Source organism: Flavobacterium sp. 5, from assembly GCF_002813295.1.
Lineage (GTDB): Bacteria > Bacteroidota > Bacteroidia > Flavobacteriales > Flavobacteriaceae > Flavobacterium.
In genome coordinates, this window is sequence record NZ_PHUE01000001.1 from 3,405,086 (window position 1) to 3,425,720 (window position 20,635).

A 20,635-nucleotide genomic window follows, 5' to 3' on the forward strand; every position below is an offset into this window, starting at 1 on the left:
TTCTTTCACTATTTTTCGATGTCTTTTATAAAATCATCATATTCTAAATAGAACATTTCTATAGCATTCATTTTTTCGTAGAAAAAATCAAATATTTCATCCCAATATTTGCGATTGCTTACACTTACATTTAATTTTTCAACCCAAATGCGGCTAATGGTTTTTCCATTCTCCAGAGTATGATTTTTTTCAAAGACTAAATTCTTTATAAATTCTTCTTCGAGTATATTTTTTAGAGCTACTAACTTTTCAAAATATTGAATACGTAATTCAGTATTTCTCATTTCGATATCTATATGTATTTGTGCTTTAGTGTTTTCTACGTAGAATTTAAACGAGAAATCTTTTATTTTAGTGTCGTACAAAAGCCATTTTCTTGGGTATTTATGAGCGAAATCGACCCAGAATTCGTGTTTTAGTTTTTGATTCTCTTCTTTACTATACATATTATTGGGTTTTGAATGTTTAAAATTTGTTTGGCACTTTTTTCTAAAGTATATTTAGGTATTATTTTATCTGCAAAAATAACCTTTGATTATGGATTTTCAAGATTTTTTACAAATTGTTCCTTATCTGGATGCAGTAAATCTTCCTGGAGAAGAGGCTCACAATATTATGGTGCCTGTGGAACGTCGTAAAATTATCGAGAGTTTAAATTTTGATGAAATAAATCCAAGAAAAGCAGGAGTGATGATGTTATGTTATCCTAAAGGAGGCAAAACACATTTGGTTCTCATAGTTCGTAATTCTTATAAAGGAGTTCATTCGTCTCAAATTGCTTTTCCTGGAGGGAAATATGAAGTGGATGACCTAAATCTAGAACAAACTGCATTGCGTGAAACTTTTGAGGAAGTTGGGATCCCTTCAGATAAAATTGAGGTATTAAAAGCCTTTACAAATTTATATATTCCGCCAAGTAATTTTATGGTTTACCCTTTTTTGGGTATTTGCAAAGAGGAAATAGCTTTTTATCCAGATCCGATTGAGGTAGCAGATATTATTGAATTACCATTAACTACTTTTTTGAGCGATACTATTGTAGTAGATGCTGATATTAATACTTCTTATTCAAAATCTATTGCCGTTCCTGTGTTCAAAATTGACGAGCATATTGTTTGGGGAGCAACTGCTATGATGTTAAGTGAATTAAAGATTGTTTTGAATTCCATTTTGAGAAAAATGAATTTTTCGAGTTAGGTTTTTTTGTTAAAAGGATGCTTTTTTAATATTTAAAAAGGAAAAAAAATAGTAATTTTGCAGTCCCAAATCTAAAGTCAAAAACAAACAATCTTATGGGATTATTCAAGCGAAATCCTTTTGGACACATATTATTTATAAAAAAATGGCTAATTCGAATCTTCGGATTTATTAGCCACAGACGTTACCGTGGTTTTAATGAACTGCAAATTGAAGGATCTGAAATTATTAAAAATCTGCCAGAGACAAATGTTCTTTTTATTTCGAATCATCAAACCTATTTTGCTGATGTTACCGCCATGTTTCATGTTTTTAACGCAAGTTTGAGTGGTAGAGAAGATTCCATAAAAAACGTTTGGTATATGTGGAATCCTAAATTGAACATGTATTATGTAGCAGCTAAAGAAACAATGAATGCAGGTTTATTGCCAAAAATCATGGCCTATGCGGGTGCTATTTCTGTAGAGCGGACTTGGCGTGCGAAAGGTGAGGATGTGAAAGAGAAGAAAGATGTAAATCCAAATGATACTGAAAATATTAAAATTGCTTTGGAAGATGGTTGGGTAATTACATTTCCGCAAGGAACAACCAAATCGTTTAAACCAGTTCGAAAAGGAACTGCACACATTATAAAACAGCACAGACCCATTGTCATTCCTATAGTAATTGATGGTTTTAGACGATCTTTTTGTAAGAAGGGTTTACGTATGAAAAAGAAAGGAATCCTTCAATCATTTATTATAAAAGAGCCTTTGGATATTGATTATGATAATGATACAATTGAAGAAATTGTTGAAAAAGTAGAATACGCAATAGAGCAGCATCCTTCTTTCCTAAAAGTTATTCCTGCAGAGGTTTTAAAAGAACAAGAAGAATTGAATAAAACCAGACAATGGGAATATTAAAAGATAAAAGAGGCGTTAGCCTCTTTTTTTTATAAATCTATTTTCTTTAATTCTTCAAAGTTGTTTTGCAGGCGTTTTAATAAAATTCCGTAGATTAATTTATAGATCAGCCAGAAAGCAAAAGTAATTAGTGCTGTGACTAAAATTAAAACCCCAAAAGATATCAAAGCAATATTTAGAGGCATTTCGGGATGAATAACACCATTTTTTGAAGCAGCTTCTAGATAACCTTCGTAAAAAAGATAACCTCCAAATGTGATTAAATAAACAGCACAAAATGATAAATTAAATGCAATATATTGCTTTACCACTTTTCGCGTTTTTAATATAGTTGAAATTAATTTTTTTATATTATCATCCGCCGCAATTTTACGATACATTGTGTAGAATCTAAAAATAAAATAAAATATTACAGCATATAGCAAAATAGTACTAATGATATAATAAATGTAAATACCTAAATGTTTAATTAATTCTATACTTTTTTCATCGTATTTGGTAAATGATAACGCTAAACCTAAAAGCAATCCCAATCCAAGTTCAATGATGCTCACTAAAAAAATCCACTTCACAATCGAAGATGATTTTTTATGAATCATTTTGTAAATTTCGCTTTCCGAAATCTGTATAAAAGAATCTGAGTTCTTTTTCCAGTCTTTTTTTAATAAATCCAACTCTTTCATACGCCTAATGGATTTAAAATTTTCTTTAATTTCCCTTTTATCCTATTCATTTTTACCCTTGCATTCACTTCGCTAATTCCTAAAGTTTCCGATATTTCGGTATAATCCTTGTCTTCCAAATACATAAATACTAACGCTTTTTCAATGTCATTTAATTGATAAACTGCTTTGTACATCAATTTTAATTGTTCCTCTTCTTCATAATTATATTCTATGTCATGCGTAAAATGCTGTCTTCCCTCATATTCAACGGTTGCAATACTGCGTTTGTTTTTTCGATATAAGGTAATAGCAGTATTCAAGGCGACTCGATAAGCCCAGGTAGAAAATTTGCTTTCGCCTCTAAATTTTGGAAAAGCCTTCCATAATTGAATCGTGATTTCCTGAAACAAATCCTTGTGAGCATCCTCACCAGATGTATATAATCTACAAATCTTGTGGATTATATTCTGGTTTTCTTGCAGTTGCTTGACAAAAGAAGGTTCTAGATTTTCACTCATATTCCATTAGTAGTACGCTCAAGGATTTTGTTACAATACGAAACGTTTTTTAAAATAATAAGGAGCAAAAACTCCCGTTTCAATACAACATTACTCCCGCTATCCGTTGCAATCTTTTCTGTTTTTAAAGAAAAAACACAAAAGGATTTCCACTGCTATCGGGGCTATTTTAGAAATTTAGTTTTTTTAAACACCTTTTAAAACACTCTTTTCTGATAATAATTCACCATCAAATTCACAAACTTGCTATAACTGTCCATTCCGTCTTTTTGTTGATTAATTTTCAAAAAATGGTCATAAAAAGCATGAAAACCAGTTTCAATTGGAGTTTGATAAGCTTCCCAAAAATCATGACTTTCTTTATAGTTTTTTAAAATCCCAGGATGAACTGTTTTTAGTAATTGCTCTAATACTTTCTCATCTCTCACTTGCCAATTTCCCAAACAATAGCGCAAAGCCATACTATAACCCGAATATTGAATGTATAAATCATCATTTTTTATAGAAGATAAAAAGCCTATAAAATTGCACTCGCTTTCGCTAGCATATCCCATTTGATGTGCCATTTCGTGATTGGTAGTCATCGGAAAACTGTACATCGGTCCCAAATAATTTACCTGAGCTTCATTGGTAAAAGGATTCAAATAACCACCAAAACCCATATATGTTAAAGGTAAACTGAAGAGAGATTTCTTAATGCTTAAATGCGTATACGTGAAAAAAGAATATTCTTTTGCTAGATTTTTGTACCCATTTTGATTCATCTCAAAAACCTGATTTTGAGAATAAGGAAATACTACTTTTAAACTGTCATTTTTTGTAATCTGGCTCTGAATAGTATTTGTTTTTGCAATTATTTTTTTTGTAAATGCTAATAAATCGGCGTCGCTATAATCTCTTTCAATAGCCATTTTTTCGAATAAAGGTTCGCGGTAATAATTGAAAGCCCAAAGCAAATGAAAGAAAAAATAAAATACCGATAAAGTACTCAAAATGGACAAAATATTATTCTTCCATTCTAATTTCCATGTTTTTCTTTTATTCCAAAGCCATACTAATACTTGTAGAATTAAAGCAAAATAGATGCAATCTCCAACTGAAAAAGGAATTTTACTCAAAACAATTCTCAATGGAAAAGATATATAGAGATACAACCCGTTGCTGTAAAAGTGTTCTACATATTCTGGAAAAAACCGAATGATTTTCAGAATTAGAATTTGAAGTAAAAAAAATATTGGGAGAATATATTTGCGTTGCACTGATCTTTTTTTTGTGTAAATATAATTATATGTTGTGTTGTATTTTGCTGTTTTCTTCTAAAACATAATTCGAAGGTGTTTTACCAAAATGTTTTTTAAAAGTAGTAATAAATGAACTTGGATTTTCATAACCTAAATTCAATGCAATTTCTGTAATTGATTTTTTTTCTCCTAATTGTTTTATTGCTTCCAGTAATTTTAACCGAATCTTCCAATCTCCAAAACTCATTCCCAGTTCTTTTATAAATAATCGGGAAAGCGTTTTGGAGCTAACACATGATAGGCCTGCGTAATGCTCAATAGTTTGTTTACTTGATAAATTCTTTAATAATGTATCTGTTACTTTTTTAATTCTTTCGTCTTTACTTGTTGGTAAAAAAGCAGATGTTGGTTGTAGTACAGAAATTTCATCGAGTAATACTTCCATAATTTTTTCTTGTTCAGGGCTAAATTCTGTTGGGTTTGCGAAAGAGACAACTTTTAAAAGTAAACTTTTTAAGAAGTTCGAATTATCAAAGGCAAAACTAGAAGTCGGTAGTTTTTCTAATTGGGAAGGATCTATAAATGCCGTGATAATTTTTACGTTGCTTGGAAAATATACCTGATGATCTACATTACTCGGGATCCATACGCTTTGTGTTGGATTTACAATCCAAATGTTGTTTTTTGTGACCACTTCCATGATACCACTGTCACAGGAAATGATTTGTGCTCTTGGATGCGAATGCGAATCTTGACATCTGGCATTTTGAATAATTTCAGAATAGGTCGTAATCGGTCTTGACTTGTTTACTTCAAATCCCAAATCTATTTTAATAATTGTCTTATAATCATTATTCATTGTACAAATATAGTAATTAGGACACGATCAATACTTTGTAATTTTGTAAAAAAGTAAAGACTAAAAAAGGTATTATGGAAAATAAAACACACAACGAAAATGTTATTGAGCAATTTTCAAAACAGGCAAGTAACTATACTTCGATTGTAGCGCATCGGGATGCTTTGGAAGAATTAATAACAATAAGCTTTGCAACTAAAGAAGATAATGTTTTAGATATTGCTTGTGGTTCAGGGATTGTTTCCTGCGAATTTGCGAAACATGTAAATCACGTAACAGGCATTGATATTACTCAGGAAATGATTAATGAAGCAAAGAAACTTCAAGCCAAATTTCAATTGAAAAACATCGATTGGGAAATTGGCGAAGTTACTTCTTTGCCTTATCCGGATAATAATTTTTCTATAGTCGTATCAAGATTTGGCTTACATCATTTTTTGAATCCGCAATTGGTTTTAACGGAAATGATTCGGGTTTGTAAACCAGATGGAATTGTAATGGTTGTAGATGTTGCTTTGCCTGATAATAAAATTGATGCCTATAATATGATGGAAAAAAACAGAGATTCTTCACACGTAAAGGCTTTATCAGTAAAGGAATTTGAAATGCTTTTTGAAAAATCGAATTTAAAAGGCATTAAGCAGAGTAGTTATACTCTGAAAATTGAATTGGAAGAACAATTGAAAGCCTCTTTTCCAGAAAATAGTGAGGCTCTAAGAGAAATGATTTTGGAAGATATTGGAATTGATAATTTAGGTGTCAATGCAACTAAAATTGATGGAAAAGTGTTTTTGCATTATCCTATTTGTATTTTTTCAGGTATGAAGGTTTAAGAAATATTAAATTACTTTCATAATGATTCTTTTTTTGAATTAAACTCAATAAATAGCATTCTAAACTATTTTAAACTTTGTAACTTTGGCTTCAAAAATTGTTAAACTTCAAACATATATAAATGAGTCAAGAGATAAGAAATTTAGAGCCAAAAGTAGTTTGGAATAAATTTGCCGATTTGAATGCGGTGCCTCGTCCTTCTAAAAAAGAAGAGCGTGTAATAGAATTTATGAAAGATTTTGGTGCTAGTTTAGGATTAGAAACTTTTGAAGATGAGATCCGAAATGTAATTATTCGCAAGCCTGCTACTGCGGGAATGGAAAATAGAAAAGCGCTTGTATTGCAAGGACATTTGGATATGGTTCATCAAAAAAATGCAGACACTGTTTTTGACTTTGATACGCAAGGAATTGATATGTATGTTGATGGTGACTGGGTTCGTGCTCGCGGAACTACACTTGGCGCTGATAATGGTCTTGGAGTTGCTACTATAATGGCAATTTTAGAAAGCAAAGATATTCCGCATCCTGCTATTGAAGCTTTGTTTACGATTGATGAAGAAACAGGAATGACAGGAGCTTTGAATTTGAAAGGAGGAATTCTAAAAGGAGATATTTTATTGAATTTAGATACCGAAGAGGATGACGAAATTGGTATTGGTTGCGCAGGTGGAATTGATGTAACAGCTACAGCAGAATATGATGAAGAGGAAACTCCTGAAGGCTCTGTTGGATATTCTATAACTGTAAAGGGATTAAATGGTGGACATTCAGGGATGGATATTCACAAAGGTTTAGGAAATGCTAATAAGATTATGAACCGTTTATTATTTGATGGTTTTGATAATTTTGGATTGCAAATTTCTGAAATTAATGGTGGAAGTCTTCGTAATGCGATTCCACGTGAAAGTACTGCAAAAGTTATTATTGCTGCCGTTTATGATGAAGCTTTTGTGTTTGATATGCAAGAAATTGTAAATGAAATTAAAGCAGAGTTTCAAACTACCGAACCTAATCTTGAAGTAGTTTTTCAAAAATTAGATACACTTCCTGCAATGGTAATGCCTACAATTGCTCAATTTTATTTTGTTCGTTCGATGTATACGGCTCATAATGGTGTGTATAGAATGAGTGCTGATTTTGATAATTTAGTTGAAACATCTAATAATATTGCCAAAGTAGAAGTAGGAGGAGGAAAATTCTCTGTAAAATGTTTAACACGTTCTTCTGTAGAATCATCTAAGTTTGACTTAGCGAATAGTTTACGTTCTGCTTTTGAATTAATGGGTTGTGAAGTAGAATTCTCAGGACCTTATCCTGGTTGGACACCAAATCCTAATTCTGAAATCTTGGAAGTTCTTGTCTCTATTTATGAAAAACAAAACGGAGAGAAACCAAATGTTGCTGCTTGTCACGCAGGTTTAGAGTGTGGAATTTTAGGAACTAATTATCCTGATATGGATATGATTTCTTTTGGACCAACAATACACGGTGCACATTCTCCAGATGAGAGAGCAAGTATTTCTTCAACTCAAAAATACTGGAATTTTGTATTGGAAATTTTGAAAAATATCCCAGTGAAATAATATTTTAGTGTTTAATTTTAAAAAAGGGTACAGTTTTATACTGAACCCTTTTTTTTATAAATAAAAGTATTTTTACAGAGATTTTTTAGTGGTAAATTCTTAATTTTTTTTCACTGAAATATTTGATTTAATCAAAGAATTACTATTTTTAACATGTTTTTTAGGCAAAATAGTAAAACCAAACTAGGTCTAAATAATATTAACCAAATAAATAAAATATTAAGAATTTATGAAAAAAAATCTATTACTATTGATGTTGTTTTTTGCTAGTACTGTGGCAACTTATTCTCAAAAATCTGATGCTGAAATGGAGGCAATGATGAACCTTTTGGGAGTACAAAAAAAAGAAGCAGTTGCTAAACTTGTTGCAGTTCCAGAAGCTGATGCTGTTGCTTTTTGGAAAATTTACGATGAATATCAAGTAGAAAATAAAAAGACAGCTGTGGAAAGAATAAAATTATATGAAAAAACTGCTTTATCATATAATGACTTGAATACTGCATTAGCGGAGTCTTTGGCTATGGATTATTTTAAAAATAGAAAAGATCAAGAAGATACTTTGGAGACTTATTATAAAAAAATAAAAAAAGCTACAAATGCTACAGTTGCATTTCAGTTTTATCAAGCAGAAGTGTACATACTAACTTTGGTTAGAGCACAAATCATGCAACAGATTCCTACTTATGGACAGTTAATACAAATGAATAAGAAATAATAAAATTATTGTTTTAAAAAAGGGGTTCAGTTTTTTTATAACTGAACCCCTTTTTTTATTTAGTACTGAGTACTAATTTTAGTCTCTTTTCGGACTATTTTTCTTTTCTCTCTTTTCTTCCTTTTTTTCTTTTGCGGTTTTAAGAGGCTCTTTTTTGACGGTTTTTTTTGCGTCTTGACTTTTTGACATGATCGTATTTTTTTAGTTGTTTTTTATAAATCTAATTAAGTAAAGTTAACATTTTTTTTCATTTTTTGTTATAATATTATTGTTGACGATATACTTATGTATTATTTTTTTTAGTCTTCGTTCTTGCCAAATCACTAATTTTATTTTGGAAGTCAGATCTAATTCGGTTTGCCTTTGTACAAAAAAGACACAGGTTTTTTTCCATTACTTGTGTATTGTTTGATCATAATAGTGTGATTCAGAGAATAAAAATTTCTGTTTTTTGCTTTTCTATTATTTTTTTATAATTTATTCACTTGGTTTCAAAAAAGCCCCGTCAATGATTAATAATATGACTTTATTTGTAGTTACAGAACGATGTGAACTCAAATCATCAGAAACGATATAAGTCATTCCTTGGGTAAGTTTGAAGGTTTCGCCGTTTTCTAATTCACTATTGAATTCACCTTCCAGACAATGTACAATATGTCCTTTTTGACACCAATGGTCTGCCAAATAATTTTCAGAATAAATTACTTTTCTAATTCGAAGTCCATCTAATAACACACTTTGCCAATAAGCTGTTCCTGACGTTCCTTTGTGTTCTATAGTTGTTATATTGTCCCAATTTATAGTTTGAAAAGGTATGGTATACATTTAATTTGTTTTTTATTCAAAGTAAATTTAAGGAATATATTCAATATTGTATGTTTTGATTTTTTATAAAAAAATCCCCAATTACGAAAGTAGTTGGGGATTCAAATTAAATCTATTTTTATTAAGAAACTAAGACCCAAGCTCCGCTAGCTATTAAACTTTCGGCTTTTTTGAATTTTATTTCTTGTGTTTGCCCATTGGCTACATTTTGAATCGTTACAGTATCATTACGATTAATTTTTGGCATATCGCGAACGATAGTTTCGGTAACTTGTCGTTGTTGTGTTTCTCCAGCTTCACGATTAGCGCTTTCGCTATTTGGAATTTCGTCTTTGCTCAATTGGTAATTTTCTACTTGACGCTCGATTCTTGCTTCTTCAATAACAGGAGCATTTTGAGCTGGTAAATCACCTTTAAACAAGAATGAAATTACTTCTTTGTTTACATTATCAAGCATAGAACGGAATAAGTTAAACGCTTCTAATTTGTAAATAAGCAATGGATCTTTTTGTTCGTGAACAGCTAATTGAACAGATTGTTTTAATTCGTCCATTTTGCGTAAATGCTTTTTCCAAGCTTCATCAACAATAGATAATGTGATGTTCTTTTCAAAATCAGCTACTAATTGGTTTCCTTGTGTATCGTATGCTTTTTTCAAGTCAGTAACAACATTGAACATTTTTATTCCATCAGTAAAAGGAACTACAATACGTTCAAAACGGTTGTTTTTATCTTCATAAACATTCTGAATGATAGGGAAGGCTTCTCTAGCACTTCTCTCAGTTTTTTGAGTATAAAATTCAAGGGCTGCTTTGTACAATTTACCTGTAATTTCAATTTCTGTCAATTTAGAGAAATCCTCTTGTGAAACTGGTGAAGTGAATGAGAAATAACGAATAATTTCGAATTCAAAATCTTTAAAGCTGTTTTTGGCTTTATTGTCATCAACAATTAATTCGCAAGTGTCATAAAGCATATTAGCGATATCAAGTTTCAAACGCTCACCAAACAAGGCGTGACGACGACGTTTGTACACTACTTCACGTTGTGCGTTCATTACGTCATCATATTCTAATAAACGTTTACGAACACCAAAGTTATTTTCTTCTACTTTTTTCTGAGCACGTTCAATAGATTTAGTCATCATCGAATGCTGAATAACTTCACCTTCTTGTAATCCCATTCTATCCATTACTTTGGCTACTCTTTCAGAACCAAATAAACGCATCAAGTTATCTTCAAGAGAAACATAAAATTGTGAACTTCCTGGGTCTCCTTGACGACCAGCACGACCACGTAACTGACGGTCAACACGACGCGAATCGTGACGTTCTGTACCTACGATTGCTAAACCACCAGCAGCTTTTACTTCTGGAGTCAATTTAATATCGGTACCACGACCTGCCATATTAGTTGCAATAGTTACTACACCAGGTTTTCCAGCTTCTTCTACGATTTGAGCTTCTTGCTTGTGCATTTTTGCATTCAATACGTTGTGAGTAACACCACGCATTTTCAACATTCTACTTAATAATTCTGAGATCTCAACAGAAGTTGTACCAATAAGAACTGGTCTTCCTGCTTTTGATAATTCAGTTACATCTTCGATTACTGCATTGAATTTTTCACGAGTTGTTTTGTAGATGAAATCTTCTTTGTCAAGACGAGAGATTCCTCTGTTAGTTGGGATTTCAACAACATCTAATTTGTAGATTTCCCAAAGCTCACCAGCTTCAGTTACAGCTGTTCCAGTCATACCACCTAATTTGTTGTACATTCTGAAATAGTTCTGTAATGTAACCGTTGCAAATGTTTGAGTAGCAGCTTCGATTTTTACATTTTCTTTAGCTTCAATCGCTTGGTGTAAACCGTCTGAATAACGTCGACCATCCATGATACGACCTGTTTGCTCATCTACGATCATGATTTTGTTGTCCATGATTACATATTCTACATCTTTTTCAAAAAGTGAATAGGCTTTTAAAAGTTGAGTCAAGGTGTGAATACGCTCGCTTTTTACTCCGAAATCTTGAAATAATCTTTCTTTTTCTTCCGCTTCCGCATCTTTGTCTAATTTTTTCTTTTCGATAGCAGCAATTTCAGTTCCAATGTCTGGAAGTACGAAAAAGTCTGCATCAGTATCTTTTGAAAGGAATGCTACCCCATTATCAGACAAACTTACTTGGTTGTTTTTTTCTTCAATAACAAAATACAACGCTTCGTCCACTTTTGGCATTTCGCGATTGTTATCTTGCATGTATGTGTTTTCAGTTTTTTGAAGCAATTGTTTGATTCCTTCTTCACTCAAAAATTTAATTAACGCTTTGTTTTTAGGTAAACTTCTGTAAGCTCTTAACAACAAGAAACCACCTTCTTTAGTATTTCCTTCTTTGATTAATTTTTTTGCTTCAGCAAGAAAACCATTTGCCAATTGACGTTGTAAGGCAACCAAATTTTCAATTTTTGGCTTCAACTCATTAAATTCATGACGATCTCCTTGAGGAACTGGACCTGAAATAATAAGTGGTGTACGAGCATCATCAATTAAAACTGAATCGACCTCATCGACGATTGCGTAATTATGTTTTCTTTGAACTAAATCTTCCGGAGAGTGAGACATGTTATCTCTTAGGTAGTCAAAACCAAATTCGTTGTTGGTACCGTAAGTAATGTCTGCATTGTAAGCATTTCTTCTTCCTTCTGTACTAGGTTGGTGATTGTCAATACAATCAACAGTCAATCCATGAAATTCAAATAAAGGAGCTTTCCAAGTACTATCACGTTTTGCCAAGTAGTCATTCACAGTTACTAAGTGAACTCCGTTTCCTGTCAAAGCATTTAAATATAATGGCAAAGTAGCCACTAATGTTTTTCCTTCACCTGTTTGCATTTCGGCAACTTTACCTTCATGCAAAACCATACCGCCAATTAATTGAACATCATAGTGAATCATGTCCCAAGTAATTTGCTTTCCAGCTGCATTCCAAGTGTTAGCCCAAACTGCATTATCGCCGTCAAGAGTAATATACGTTTTTGAAGCCGAAAGTTCTCTGTCTTTTGTAGTTGCAGTAACAGTAATCTCAGTATTATCTTTGAAACGTCTTGCAGTTTCTTTAACTACTGAAAAAGCTTCTGGAAGAATTTCTAATAAAGTTTTTTCAGAGATATCATAAGCTTCTTTTTCAAGAGCATCAATAGCAATATAAATATCTTCGCGTTTGTCAATATCTTCAATGCTTTCTACTTCTAACTTAAGAGAAGCGATTTTGGTATCTTTTTCAGCACGAGCTTGTTTTATTTTTTCTTTAAAAAAAGCAGTTCTCGCTCTTAATTCGTCATGTGACAAAGATTGTAAAGCGCTTTCAAAAGTCTTTATTTTATTTAAATACGGCTGTAAAGCTTTTACATCTTTCTCGGATTTATCTCCAACAAAGATTTTAATAATACTGTTTATGAAACTCATGATCTGTTTTTATTTCTATTTAATATATCTGCGTAAATTTAAACAAAAAAAAAGCCTCTTTTGAGACTTTTTCTTGGTTTACTTTTTAATATTCATCCTCGTTCCAAAGATAATCTTCGTCTGTTGGATAATCTGGCCAAATTTCTTCCATTGATTCATATATCTCGCCTTCATCTTCTATTGATTGAAGGTTTTCTACCACTTCTAATGGAGCTCCTGCTCTAATAGCGTAGTCAATAAGTTCGTCTTTGTTAGCAGGCCACGGTGCATCGCTTAAATATGATGCTAATTCTAATGTCCAATACATATCTATCGATTTAGTTTTGTGCAAAAATAAATTTTTTACTGAAAAAGACAAGTAAAAAACGATTTATTTTTTATAAAGTTAAGAACGTTTGTTTTTCGTGCTTCATAATCATTTTCAGAATGAAGTATCTTACTAAAAATGATCTCTGTAAATTAGCTGTTTAAAATTTAAAAAGGACACTATTTTCTAGGTATCCATTTTACTTCTTCAGCGTTTAAATCAAGTGACAACTTTCGTGCCAATACAAAAAGGTAGTCAGAAAGTCGGTTTAGGTATTTAATAGCTATTTCAGCAACAGGTTCATTATGACTCAAATGCACTGCTAAGCGCTCTGCACGGCGACAAATACATCTTGTAATATGACAATATGACACTGTTTGATGCCCTCCAGGTAAAACAAAATGAGTCATTGGTGGCAATTTTTCTTCCATAGCATCTATTTCATTTTCTAATAATTCGATATCAATTTCGGTTATTCCTAGTTTTTTTAATCGAAGTTCACCGTTTTTCATCACTTCTTTTTCGGGAGGAGTAGCTAGAATAGCACCAATAGTAAATAATCTATCTTGAATTTCAATAAGAATTTCTTTATAGTGATTGTTTATCTCTTGGTCACGAATAAGTCCAATGTAAGAATTCAATTCGTCTATAGTTCCATAACTTTCTATTCGTGCATGATCTTTTGGTACACGAGTTCCACCAAAAAGGGCGGTAGTTCCTCCATCTCCAGTTTTTGTATATACTTTCATTTTTTTTGATTTTAGAATTCTGATTTTAGATTAATATTCAATCTAAAATTTACAATCACAAATTATTTTGTAGTGTCACTTTCGATTATCCCATCTCTCAAACGAATAACTCTGTGCGCATAAGCCGCAATTTCTTCTTCGTGAGTTACAAGTATTACAGTGTTTCCGTTTGCATGAATATCACCAAAAAGTTTCATGATTTCTAGAGAGGTTTTACTGTCCAGATTTCCTGTTGGCTCATCCGCAAGTATAATAGAAGGTTTGTTTACTAATGCTCTAGCAATGGCCACACGTTGGCGCTGTCCTCCTGAAAGCTGATTAGGCTGGTGATCCATTCTGTCGCCAAGATTTACTTGACTGAGAACTTCGGTGGCACGTACAGTACGTTCTGATTTGGAATACCCAGCATAAATCATTGGCAATGCTACATTATCTAAAGCAGTTGTTCTAGGTAAAAGATTGAATGTTTGAAAAACAAATCCAATTTCTTTGTTTCGAATTTCGGCTAATTCGTCATCTTTCATGTGACTTACATTCTTACCATTCAAAATATAAGTACCCGATGTTGGGGTATCTAAGCAACCCAACAAATTCATTAATGTAGATTTACCTGATCCTGATGGTCCCATTAATGCAACATATTCCCCTTTATTAATTTCTAAATCAATGCCTTTTAGTACATAAACGATTTCGTTTCCTAGTACAAAATCTCTTTTGATATTTGTAATTTTTATAAGTGGGTTTTTCATCAGAATTTTGGATTGCAGATTGTTGATTTTGTTTTTAAAAGTACAAAAGACTTTTTAATATACCATAAGTAGTAATTCATGGTTTTTTGTTACAATTCATTTGAATGGATATTATCAAATTGTGTAGTAGATTTTGGTATAAAAATTGATATTACTGGATTGTTTATTATTGAATTTTAAATTATTTTTTTTGTATTTAAATATGTGTTAAAATTAATAAAATATGTATTTTATCGATTTTATGGTATTTTTAACGATTATTTTTAAAACATTTTGGTTTTTATAGAGTAAATTTGCCTTATAAAAGTTTTAGATTTTATTGGTTAGTTAATAAGAACTAAACTTTTTTTGATAGATAATAGCTTTCAGTCTTTTCTTGACTGTTTGCATAATTGAAATCTTAGTTATAGGGTTAAGTTTAGGTTATTTAAACAAAAAGACAGTCATGGGGGTGGCTGTCTTTTTTTGTTTAGAATTTTTAAACTCTTTAATTTAGAATTGTAAATTATGATATTTTGTAAATCTGAGTGATGTCTTTTAATATCTCCGTAAAGTTGATATCCAAATCAATTAATTTTCCACTGTGAAGATCAAAAACCCATCCATATACTTTTAAATCTCGTTCTCTGTATGCTTTTTGAACTTCGGCAGTTTTAATGACATTGATGCATTGTTCCTGCACGTTCAATTCTACGAGTTTTTTATATTTTTCATCTTCACTGGTAATTGCATCTAGAGTTTTGCGGTGAATCCTGTAAACGTCACGAATGTTTCTTAGCCACGGATTTAATATTCCTAAATCCGATTGCTGCATAGCGGCATGAACACCACCACAGCCATAATGACCACAAACAACAATGTGATTTACTTTTAAATGTACTACTGCATAATTGATAACCGACATAGAGTTCAGATCCGTATTTGGAACCATATTAGCAATATTGCGATGTACAAATACTTTTCCAGGTTCTATACCCATAAGCTCTTCGGCAGAAACACGACTATCTGAACAGCCAATATAAAGGAACTCTGGTGATTGTCCGTCAGAAAGTTTTTTAAAATAATCTTCGTCTATTTTGAGTTGTTTGGCAATCCAATTTTGATTGTTTTCAAAAATTTGTTTGATATCCATGAAGTAGTTTTTTGAATTTAAAGGTATAAATCTAAGTTCGTATTATAAAATGCTGTTTGGGTTGTTCATATCTAAAGAATACCAATCCCCATTGAAAAGTATCAATGCTTACCGTAACTTTTGAGTGATTTCTAATGATTTCCCAAGCTTCTTCCATGTCGGCAGACCAGTGAATATCATCAAAAATCCATACCGTTTCATTGGTAATTGTAGGTAATAATAATTCGAAATAATCTAATGTAGCTTTTTTGGAATGGTTGCCGTCGAAATAAATTAGTTGAAAGTTGAAAGTTGAAAGTTGTTGGTTTTGAAAATAACTACTAAATTCAGTAACTACACATTCTACATTATTGATATTGAACTTTTTTAGTTGCAATTGACATTGATTCATTGTATTCGGACAACCTTCCAAAGTCGTAATCGAAGCTTTTGGATTTCCTAATGATAGGGCAGAAGTGGCAAGTCCAAGTGAAGTTCCAATTTCTAATATAGTATCAGGCTGGAAATAATTAACGATTCGGTATAATAATTGAGCTCGTTTAGTAGAAATACCCGCTGCTTTAGCAATCTTAGCAATTTGTCTGGTATTGGATTTAAAAACTCGTGAACCAGCACCAAAATCAGTAATCTCAATGGTGTTTTTGTTTTGTAAAAGTCTGTTTCGGTAATTCTTTAAAATAGTGTATTCCGGTTTGATTTTTTTATCATAAAAACATTTTGTCAATAAAGTAAAGACAAATGGGGAATGTACAGCATGTTCATTTTTAGAATGCCAAAGGAATTTTATATAGGATTTGATTTGAAAAAGCATAGAGTCTATTACGCAAAGGTTCACTAAGAAAAAGCGAAGATACTCAGAGATTTTTAAAATAAACACGAATTTCACGAATTGACACAAATTAAAAAAAATATACACAGATTTCACAAATTAAATCTATAAAACAATCTGTGCTTATTTGTGAAATCTGTGTTTTGCTTTTCTAAATATGTTTTTAATTAGCATCAATTGATGTTTTAAAACTATATTTGCGCCCTTGGAATTTATCCCAAAAAAAGCAATGAATTTTTTATAATGATGAAGGAAGTGATTGAAACTAAGAGCGCAATAACATTGGAAGCAATAAACCAGTGCATTGCTATTTTGAGCGAATTGACTACTGATACAGATCAGATTTTTGAAATACCCAAAGAACAAAGAACGGCTTTAATTAAAGCAGCTGGGCAATTTGCACGCCCAGATCGTGATGAGTTAGTTCGAAGAAAAAAAGACGGAAAAGCAGTTGCCAAACGCAAACAGGAAAAGAAAGACAGAACGGCTCGCAAAGAAACAGGTATTCGTTCGGCTCGTGAAGCAAGCATTTTTGTTGCACCAAAATTATTAGCGATGAATGATCTTGCTAATAAAGAACAATTAGAACTCGAAACACCCAGAAAGTGTTATGTGTGCAAAACGGAGTTTACCAAAATGCATCATTTTTATGATACGATGTGTTCTGATTGTGGCGATTTTAATTATGCCAAACGTTTTCAAACGGCAGATGTAAAAGGACAAATTGCTGTCATTACAGGTTCTCGACTAAAAATTGGCTACCATATTACTTTGATGCTTTTGCGTGGAGGCGCTACAGTAATTGCTACGACGCGTTTCCCTGTAGATTCGGCTTTGCGTTTTTCAAAGGAAGACGATTTTATGGAATGGGGACATCGTCTGAAAATTCACGGATTGGATTTGAGACATATTCCGAGTGTGGAAATTTTCTGCAATTTTATAGAACAAAAATACGGTCGATTGGATATTCTAATTAATAATGCAGCGCAAACGGTGAGACGTCCTGCAGGCTTTTATACGCATTTGATGGAAAACGAAGAACGTTCAATAGCGTCTTTACCTCAGCAAGCGCAAGAGTTATTACTCGATCATACCAATTGTTTGGATGAATTAAAAGTGCTAACAATTGGCGCTTCATCCAATCAAAATATGCCAGTGACTTGGCACGGACCAGAACCAGGAATTGGTCTAAGGGCTTCGGCCAAATTATCTCAAATACCATATTCTTTTGATAATACGTTGGTCGCGCAAGAAGTTTTTCCAGAAGGAGAGCTCGATGCCGACTTGCAACAAGTAGATTTGCGAAAAGTAAACAGTTGGAGATTGAAATTAGGACAGATTGAAACTACCGAAATGATTGAAGTGCAACTGGTGAATTCGGTTGCTCCTTTTGTGTTGTGTAACCGTCTTTCGGAAGTGATGAAAAAAGACAATACTGGTAAAAAACACATCATCAATGTTTCGGCGATGGAAGGGAAGTTTTACCGTGATTTCAAGGAAGACCGTCATCCGCATACCAATATGGCGAAAGCTGCTCTGAATATGCTTACGCATACTGCTGCAGGAACTTTAGCTAAAGATGGAATTTTTATGAATGCCGTAGATACAGGATGGGTAACCGATGAAGATCCTGCAGAATTAGCCAAAAGAAAACAGGAAGAACAAGATTTTCAGCCACCACTTGATATTGTTGATGGAGCTGCACGAGTTATGGATCCTTTGTTTGATGGTATTAATACAGGGAAACACTGGTGTGGTAAGTTTTTGAAAGATTACAATCCGATTGCTTGGTAGTGATTTTTTTTAAATGAAAAGTGTAAATTACTTATATTTTTGTTGTTCATTATTACTAAAACAGAATTATTCTTAATTACCCTTTTCAGGTAAAAAAGACATTACAGTAATTAAGATTTCAAATTTTAATTTTGTAATCTTTGGGCTCAAAAAAAACAAATAAGATTATGAACAAGACGAAACTAACAATTAATAAAAATGGTTCTATAAAAATAGAAGGTGATTTTGAAATAACAGACAGCGAGGGTACTGTTTATGGTCTGGAAGGACGATTAGCTTTAGGGCTTTGTCGTTGCGGATTATCATCAAACAAGCCATTTTGCGACGGTTCTCACCGTAATGGTTTTGAACACGATGCAAAGGCATTTGATTTGCCTCCTATGAAAACGAAGTAACGTTTTTTAAAATTTGAACCTTTTAAAATGGGTTGATATTTAAGATTAATTTCCCGATTGCGTTAAGTGGTCGGGATTTTCTATTTTATATAACTGTTGTTATGTTTTCATTTTTTATAAATGTAATAGAAGCACTTAATGTATTTGAGTATTCAAAATATTTAATGAATTAAAATATCAAGATGTATGAAATGTATTTCTTTTTGTGGTAAATTGCACTGTAAATGATTGTGTTACTTCTATATTGTCAAGTCAGATTCATTCATAATTTAATAATCAGGTTAGCTTATAAATAGTTGATTTTTAGTTTTTTTTTAAGCTAATAAGGGATTTTATTAGAAGATATTTGGCGTAATTTTTTATAGACATAATAATTTAAAAACTAATTATGAAAGAGCTTGACGATTATAAATATGCCCTTGACGAGTCAGCAATTGTTGCTATTACGGATCCAAAGGGAATAATTATACATGCCAACGATAATTTTTGTAAGATTTCAAAATATAGCAGGGAAGAATTAATCGGGATGGACCATAGGATCATTAATTCCAGTTTTCACCCAAAGGAATTTATCCGAGATTTATGGATAACTATTGCGAATGGAAAAATATGGAAGGGAGAACTCAAAAATAAGGCGAAAGACGGTACTATATATTGGGTTGATACAACAATCGTTCCTTTTTTAGATAAAGATAATAAGCCATATCAGTATGTTGCAATACGCTCTGATATAACATTAAGGAAAAAGGCCGAGGAGGATTTGATTAAATATTCTTCAGCCTTAAAGTATAAAAATACCCAGCTAATTGATTTCTGCAATATAGTTTCACACAATTTAAGAGCACCCTTAATTAATATTTCAATGTTAGTTGATTATATTGATCAAAGCACTGACGAAGATGAGCGACAAATAGTGCATTCCAAAATAAAACCTGTAGTAAACCATCTGATGGAAATTTTTAACGAATTGGTTGAATCTATCCAAATTCAACAGGAAACAGGAATAATTACAGATAGAAATTGTTTAGAAGATTGCTTAGATAAAGTACTTATTTGCTTTGATACACAAATCAAGGAATATGATGCAAATATTGAGCTTGATGTCATTGATGCCCCAATAATTTATTTCCCTAATAAATATTTTGAAAGCATTATTACCAATTTAATGAGCAATGCATTGAAATATAAATCACCCCAGCGAAAGCCAAATATTAAAATAAAATCCAGAAAAGTTAATGATACAGTATTACTTTCGATTTGTGATAATGGACTAGGAATTGATATAGATTTGCACAAAAATAATCTTTTTAAAATTCGAAAAACATTCCACAAACATCCTGATGCAAAAGGATTTGGACTTTTTATGACGAAGACCCAAGTCGAATCCATGGGGGGGAAGATATGGGTGGAAAGCCAGCCAGATATGGGTAGTACTTTTTTTGTTGAATTTAATAATCAAAATTTATGACAGCTATCAAGCAACTTACATTAGTAGACGACGATGAAGTTTTTGTTTTTCTTACGACCAAAATGATTGAAAAAAGTAAGCTTATAGATCTCATCAAGATTTTTGAAAATGGCTTGGATGCTCTGGTTTTTCTCAAAGAAAATTTAAATAATGTTGATGCATTGCCAGATATTATTCTTCTGGACTTAAGTATGCCAATAATGGATGGATGGCAGTTTCTTGAGGAATATGTTAAAATCAATCCAGTAATTGGAAAAAAGATTGTAATTTATATCTGCTCATCCTCAATTTCTCCTGATGATATTAGTCGTGCTACGGCTATCAATGAAGTTTCTGATTTCATTATAAAACCAATGACTAAGGATAAACTAGTGGAGATGATAAAGAATTTATAATTTGAAATAG

Annotated in this window: 21 protein-coding genes; 9 read left to right on the top strand and 12 right to left on the bottom strand. The window is 32.0% G+C overall.

Annotation, left to right across the window (positions count from 1 at the left end):
* Positions 1-8: 8 nt before the first annotated feature.
* A complete protein-coding gene (locus CLU82_RS14210; RefSeq protein WP_100843698.1) occupies positions 9-446 on the bottom strand; it encodes a DUF4268 domain-containing protein in 438 nt (145 codons plus the stop codon).
* Positions 447-537: 91 nt separating this feature from the next.
* Between CLU82_RS14210 and CLU82_RS14215 the strand changes: the two genes are divergently transcribed.
* Both CLU82_RS14215 and CLU82_RS14220 read left to right on the top strand, forming a co-directional pair.
* The gene (locus CLU82_RS14215) at positions 538-1,197 is read left to right on the top strand and encodes a CoA pyrophosphatase (RefSeq protein WP_100843699.1); all 660 of its coding nucleotides are present in this window, start codon (positions 538-540) and stop codon (positions 1,195-1,197) included.
* Positions 1,198-1,292: 95 nt separating this feature from the next.
* Positions 1,293-2,102 carry a 1-acyl-sn-glycerol-3-phosphate acyltransferase gene (locus tag CLU82_RS14220; protein WP_100843700.1) on the top strand — a complete coding sequence of 270 codons (810 nt, stop codon included), beginning with the start codon at positions 1,293-1,295 and terminating at the stop codon, positions 2,100-2,102.
* A 29-nt stretch (positions 2,103-2,131) separates the two neighbouring features.
* Here CLU82_RS14220 and CLU82_RS14225 read toward each other — a convergent pair whose 3' ends face one another.
* From CLU82_RS14225 to CLU82_RS14240, 4 genes are all read right to left on the bottom strand, one after another.
* On the bottom strand, positions 2,132-2,701 hold the full coding sequence (locus tag CLU82_RS14225; RefSeq protein ID WP_198520226.1) for a hypothetical protein: 570 nt from the start codon (positions 2,699-2,701) through the stop codon (positions 2,132-2,134).
* Between the two features lie 80 nt (positions 2,702-2,781).
* Positions 2,782-3,285, bottom strand: a complete 504-nt coding sequence (locus CLU82_RS14230) for an RNA polymerase sigma factor (protein ID WP_100843702.1) — start codon at positions 3,283-3,285, stop codon at positions 2,782-2,784.
* A 197-nt stretch (positions 3,286-3,482) separates the two neighbouring features.
* Complete coding sequence (locus CLU82_RS14235; RefSeq protein ID WP_100843703.1) at positions 3,483-4,544, bottom strand: DUF3810 domain-containing protein; 1,062 nt, start codon at positions 4,542-4,544, stop codon at positions 3,483-3,485.
* Between the two features lie 25 nt (positions 4,545-4,569).
* Positions 4,570-5,385 (bottom strand): helix-turn-helix domain-containing protein, encoded by an 816-nt coding sequence (locus CLU82_RS14240; RefSeq protein ID WP_100843704.1) that lies wholly within the window; start codon positions 5,383-5,385, stop codon positions 4,570-4,572.
* A gap of 74 nt (positions 5,386-5,459) precedes the next feature.
* Between CLU82_RS14240 and CLU82_RS14245 the strand changes: the two genes are divergently transcribed.
* The 3 genes from CLU82_RS14245 to CLU82_RS14255 all read left to right on the top strand — a co-directional run bounded on the left by CLU82_RS14245 (position 5,460) and on the right by CLU82_RS14255 (position 8,519).
* A complete protein-coding gene (locus CLU82_RS14245; RefSeq protein WP_100843705.1) occupies positions 5,460-6,218 on the top strand; it encodes a class I SAM-dependent methyltransferase in 759 nt (252 codons plus the stop codon).
* A gap of 122 nt (positions 6,219-6,340) precedes the next feature.
* Positions 6,341-7,804, top strand: coding sequence for an aminoacyl-histidine dipeptidase (locus CLU82_RS14250; protein WP_100843706.1), 1,464 nt, complete (start codon positions 6,341-6,343; stop codon positions 7,802-7,804).
* Positions 7,805-8,033: 229 nt separating this feature from the next.
* Positions 8,034-8,519: a hypothetical protein gene (locus tag CLU82_RS14255; protein WP_157813365.1), complete on the top strand. Its 486-nt coding sequence runs from the start codon at positions 8,034-8,036 to the stop codon at positions 8,517-8,519.
* 477 nt (positions 8,520-8,996) lie between these two features.
* Here the strand turns inward: CLU82_RS14255 and CLU82_RS14265 are convergent, their stop codons facing one another.
* The 7 genes from CLU82_RS14265 to CLU82_RS14295 form a co-directional block, all read right to left on the bottom strand.
* Complete coding sequence (locus tag CLU82_RS14265; protein ID WP_100843708.1) at positions 8,997-9,344, bottom strand: DHCW motif cupin fold protein; 348 nt, start codon at positions 9,342-9,344, stop codon at positions 8,997-8,999.
* A 121-nt stretch (positions 9,345-9,465) separates the two neighbouring features.
* On the bottom strand, positions 9,466-12,807 hold the full coding sequence (gene secA, locus CLU82_RS14270) for a preprotein translocase subunit SecA (protein WP_100843709.1): 3,342 nt from the start codon (positions 12,805-12,807) through the stop codon (positions 9,466-9,468).
* A gap of 85 nt (positions 12,808-12,892) precedes the next feature.
* Entirely contained in the window at positions 12,893-13,114 is a 222-nt protein-coding gene (locus CLU82_RS14275) for a DUF2795 domain-containing protein (protein ID WP_007138072.1), read from the bottom strand.
* 179 nt (positions 13,115-13,293) lie between these two features.
* On the bottom strand, positions 13,294-13,863 hold the full coding sequence (locus CLU82_RS14280; RefSeq protein ID WP_100843710.1) for a cob(I)yrinic acid a,c-diamide adenosyltransferase: 570 nt from the start codon (positions 13,861-13,863) through the stop codon (positions 13,294-13,296).
* A gap of 62 nt (positions 13,864-13,925) precedes the next feature.
* The gene (locus CLU82_RS14285; RefSeq protein ID WP_100843711.1) at positions 13,926-14,612 is read right to left on the bottom strand and encodes an ABC transporter ATP-binding protein; all 687 of its coding nucleotides are present in this window, start codon (positions 14,610-14,612) and stop codon (positions 13,926-13,928) included.
* 505 nt (positions 14,613-15,117) lie between these two features.
* A complete protein-coding gene (locus CLU82_RS14290) occupies positions 15,118-15,744 on the bottom strand; it encodes a carbonic anhydrase (RefSeq protein WP_100843712.1) in 627 nt (208 codons plus the stop codon).
* 31 nt (positions 15,745-15,775) lie between these two features.
* Positions 15,776-16,555 carry an O-methyltransferase gene (locus tag CLU82_RS14295; protein ID WP_100843713.1) on the bottom strand — a complete coding sequence of 260 codons (780 nt, stop codon included), beginning with the start codon at positions 16,553-16,555 and terminating at the stop codon, positions 15,776-15,778.
* A gap of 261 nt (positions 16,556-16,816) precedes the next feature.
* Here CLU82_RS14295 and CLU82_RS14300 point away from each other — a divergent pair, with 261 nt between their 5' ends.
* The 4 genes from CLU82_RS14300 to CLU82_RS14315 all read left to right on the top strand — a co-directional run bounded on the left by CLU82_RS14300 (position 16,817) and on the right by CLU82_RS14315 (position 20,625).
* Positions 16,817-18,367 carry an SDR family NAD(P)-dependent oxidoreductase gene (locus CLU82_RS14300; protein ID WP_100843714.1) on the top strand — a complete coding sequence of 517 codons (1,551 nt, stop codon included), beginning with the start codon at positions 16,817-16,819 and terminating at the stop codon, positions 18,365-18,367.
* A gap of 167 nt (positions 18,368-18,534) precedes the next feature.
* Positions 18,535-18,762 (top strand): CDGSH iron-sulfur domain-containing protein, encoded by a 228-nt coding sequence (locus tag CLU82_RS14305; RefSeq protein WP_100843715.1) that lies wholly within the window; start codon positions 18,535-18,537, stop codon positions 18,760-18,762.
* Positions 18,763-19,150: 388 nt separating this feature from the next.
* Entirely contained in the window at positions 19,151-20,230 is a 1,080-nt protein-coding gene (locus CLU82_RS14310) for an ATP-binding protein (protein WP_100843716.1), read from the top strand.
* Entirely contained in the window at positions 20,227-20,625 is a 399-nt protein-coding gene (locus CLU82_RS14315) for a response regulator (RefSeq protein WP_100843717.1), read from the top strand. Before CLU82_RS14310 ends, CLU82_RS14315 begins: the two co-directional genes overlap by 4 nt.
* The last annotated feature ends 10 nt before the right edge of the window (positions 20,626-20,635 follow it).

Coding starts and splice junctions, on each gene's coding strand:
- CLU82_RS14250 (WP_100843706.1), top strand. CDS start 6,341: ATGAGTCAAGAGATAAGAAATTTAGAGCCAAAAGTAGTTTGGAATAAA.
- CLU82_RS14305 (WP_100843715.1), top strand. CDS start 18,535: ATGAACAAGACGAAACTAACAATTAATAAAAATGGTTCTATAAAAATA.
- CLU82_RS14215 (WP_100843699.1), top strand. CDS start 538: ATGGATTTTCAAGATTTTTTACAAATTGTTCCTTATCTGGATGCAGTA.
- CLU82_RS14265 (WP_100843708.1), bottom strand. CDS start 9,344: ATGTATACCATACCTTTTCAAACTATAAATTGGGACAATATAACAACT.
- CLU82_RS14230 (WP_100843702.1), bottom strand. CDS start 3,285: ATGAGTGAAAATCTAGAACCTTCTTTTGTCAAGCAACTGCAAGAAAAC.
- CLU82_RS14240 (WP_100843704.1), bottom strand. CDS start 5,385: ATGAATAATGATTATAAGACAATTATTAAAATAGATTTGGGATTTGAA.
- CLU82_RS14290 (WP_100843712.1), bottom strand. CDS start 15,744: ATGGATATCAAACAAATTTTTGAAAACAATCAAAATTGGATTGCCAAA.
- CLU82_RS14280 (WP_100843710.1), bottom strand. CDS start 13,863: ATGAAAGTATATACAAAAACTGGAGATGGAGGAACTACCGCCCTTTTT.
- CLU82_RS14255 (WP_157813365.1), top strand. CDS start 8,034: ATGAAAAAAAATCTATTACTATTGATGTTGTTTTTTGCTAGTACTGTG.
- CLU82_RS14300 (WP_100843714.1), top strand. CDS start 16,817: ATGATGAAGGAAGTGATTGAAACTAAGAGCGCAATAACATTGGAAGCA.
- CLU82_RS14295 (WP_100843713.1), bottom strand. CDS start 16,555: ATGCTTTTTCAAATCAAATCCTATATAAAATTCCTTTGGCATTCTAAA.
- CLU82_RS14245 (WP_100843705.1), top strand. CDS start 5,460: ATGGAAAATAAAACACACAACGAAAATGTTATTGAGCAATTTTCAAAA.
- secA (WP_100843709.1), bottom strand. CDS start 12,807: ATGAGTTTCATAAACAGTATTATTAAAATCTTTGTTGGAGATAAATCC.
- CLU82_RS14225 (WP_198520226.1), bottom strand. CDS start 2,701: ATGATTCATAAAAAATCATCTTCGATTGTGAAGTGGATTTTTTTAGTG.
- CLU82_RS14310 (WP_100843716.1), top strand. CDS start 19,151: ATGAAAGAGCTTGACGATTATAAATATGCCCTTGACGAGTCAGCAATT.
- CLU82_RS14220 (WP_100843700.1), top strand. CDS start 1,293: ATGGGATTATTCAAGCGAAATCCTTTTGGACACATATTATTTATAAAA.
- CLU82_RS14275 (WP_007138072.1), bottom strand. CDS start 13,114: ATGTATTGGACATTAGAATTAGCATCATATTTAAGCGATGCACCGTGG.
- CLU82_RS14315 (WP_100843717.1), top strand. CDS start 20,227: ATGACAGCTATCAAGCAACTTACATTAGTAGACGACGATGAAGTTTTT.
- CLU82_RS14210 (WP_100843698.1), bottom strand. CDS start 446: ATGTATAGTAAAGAAGAGAATCAAAAACTAAAACACGAATTCTGGGTC.
- CLU82_RS14285 (WP_100843711.1), bottom strand. CDS start 14,612: ATGAAAAACCCACTTATAAAAATTACAAATATCAAAAGAGATTTTGTA.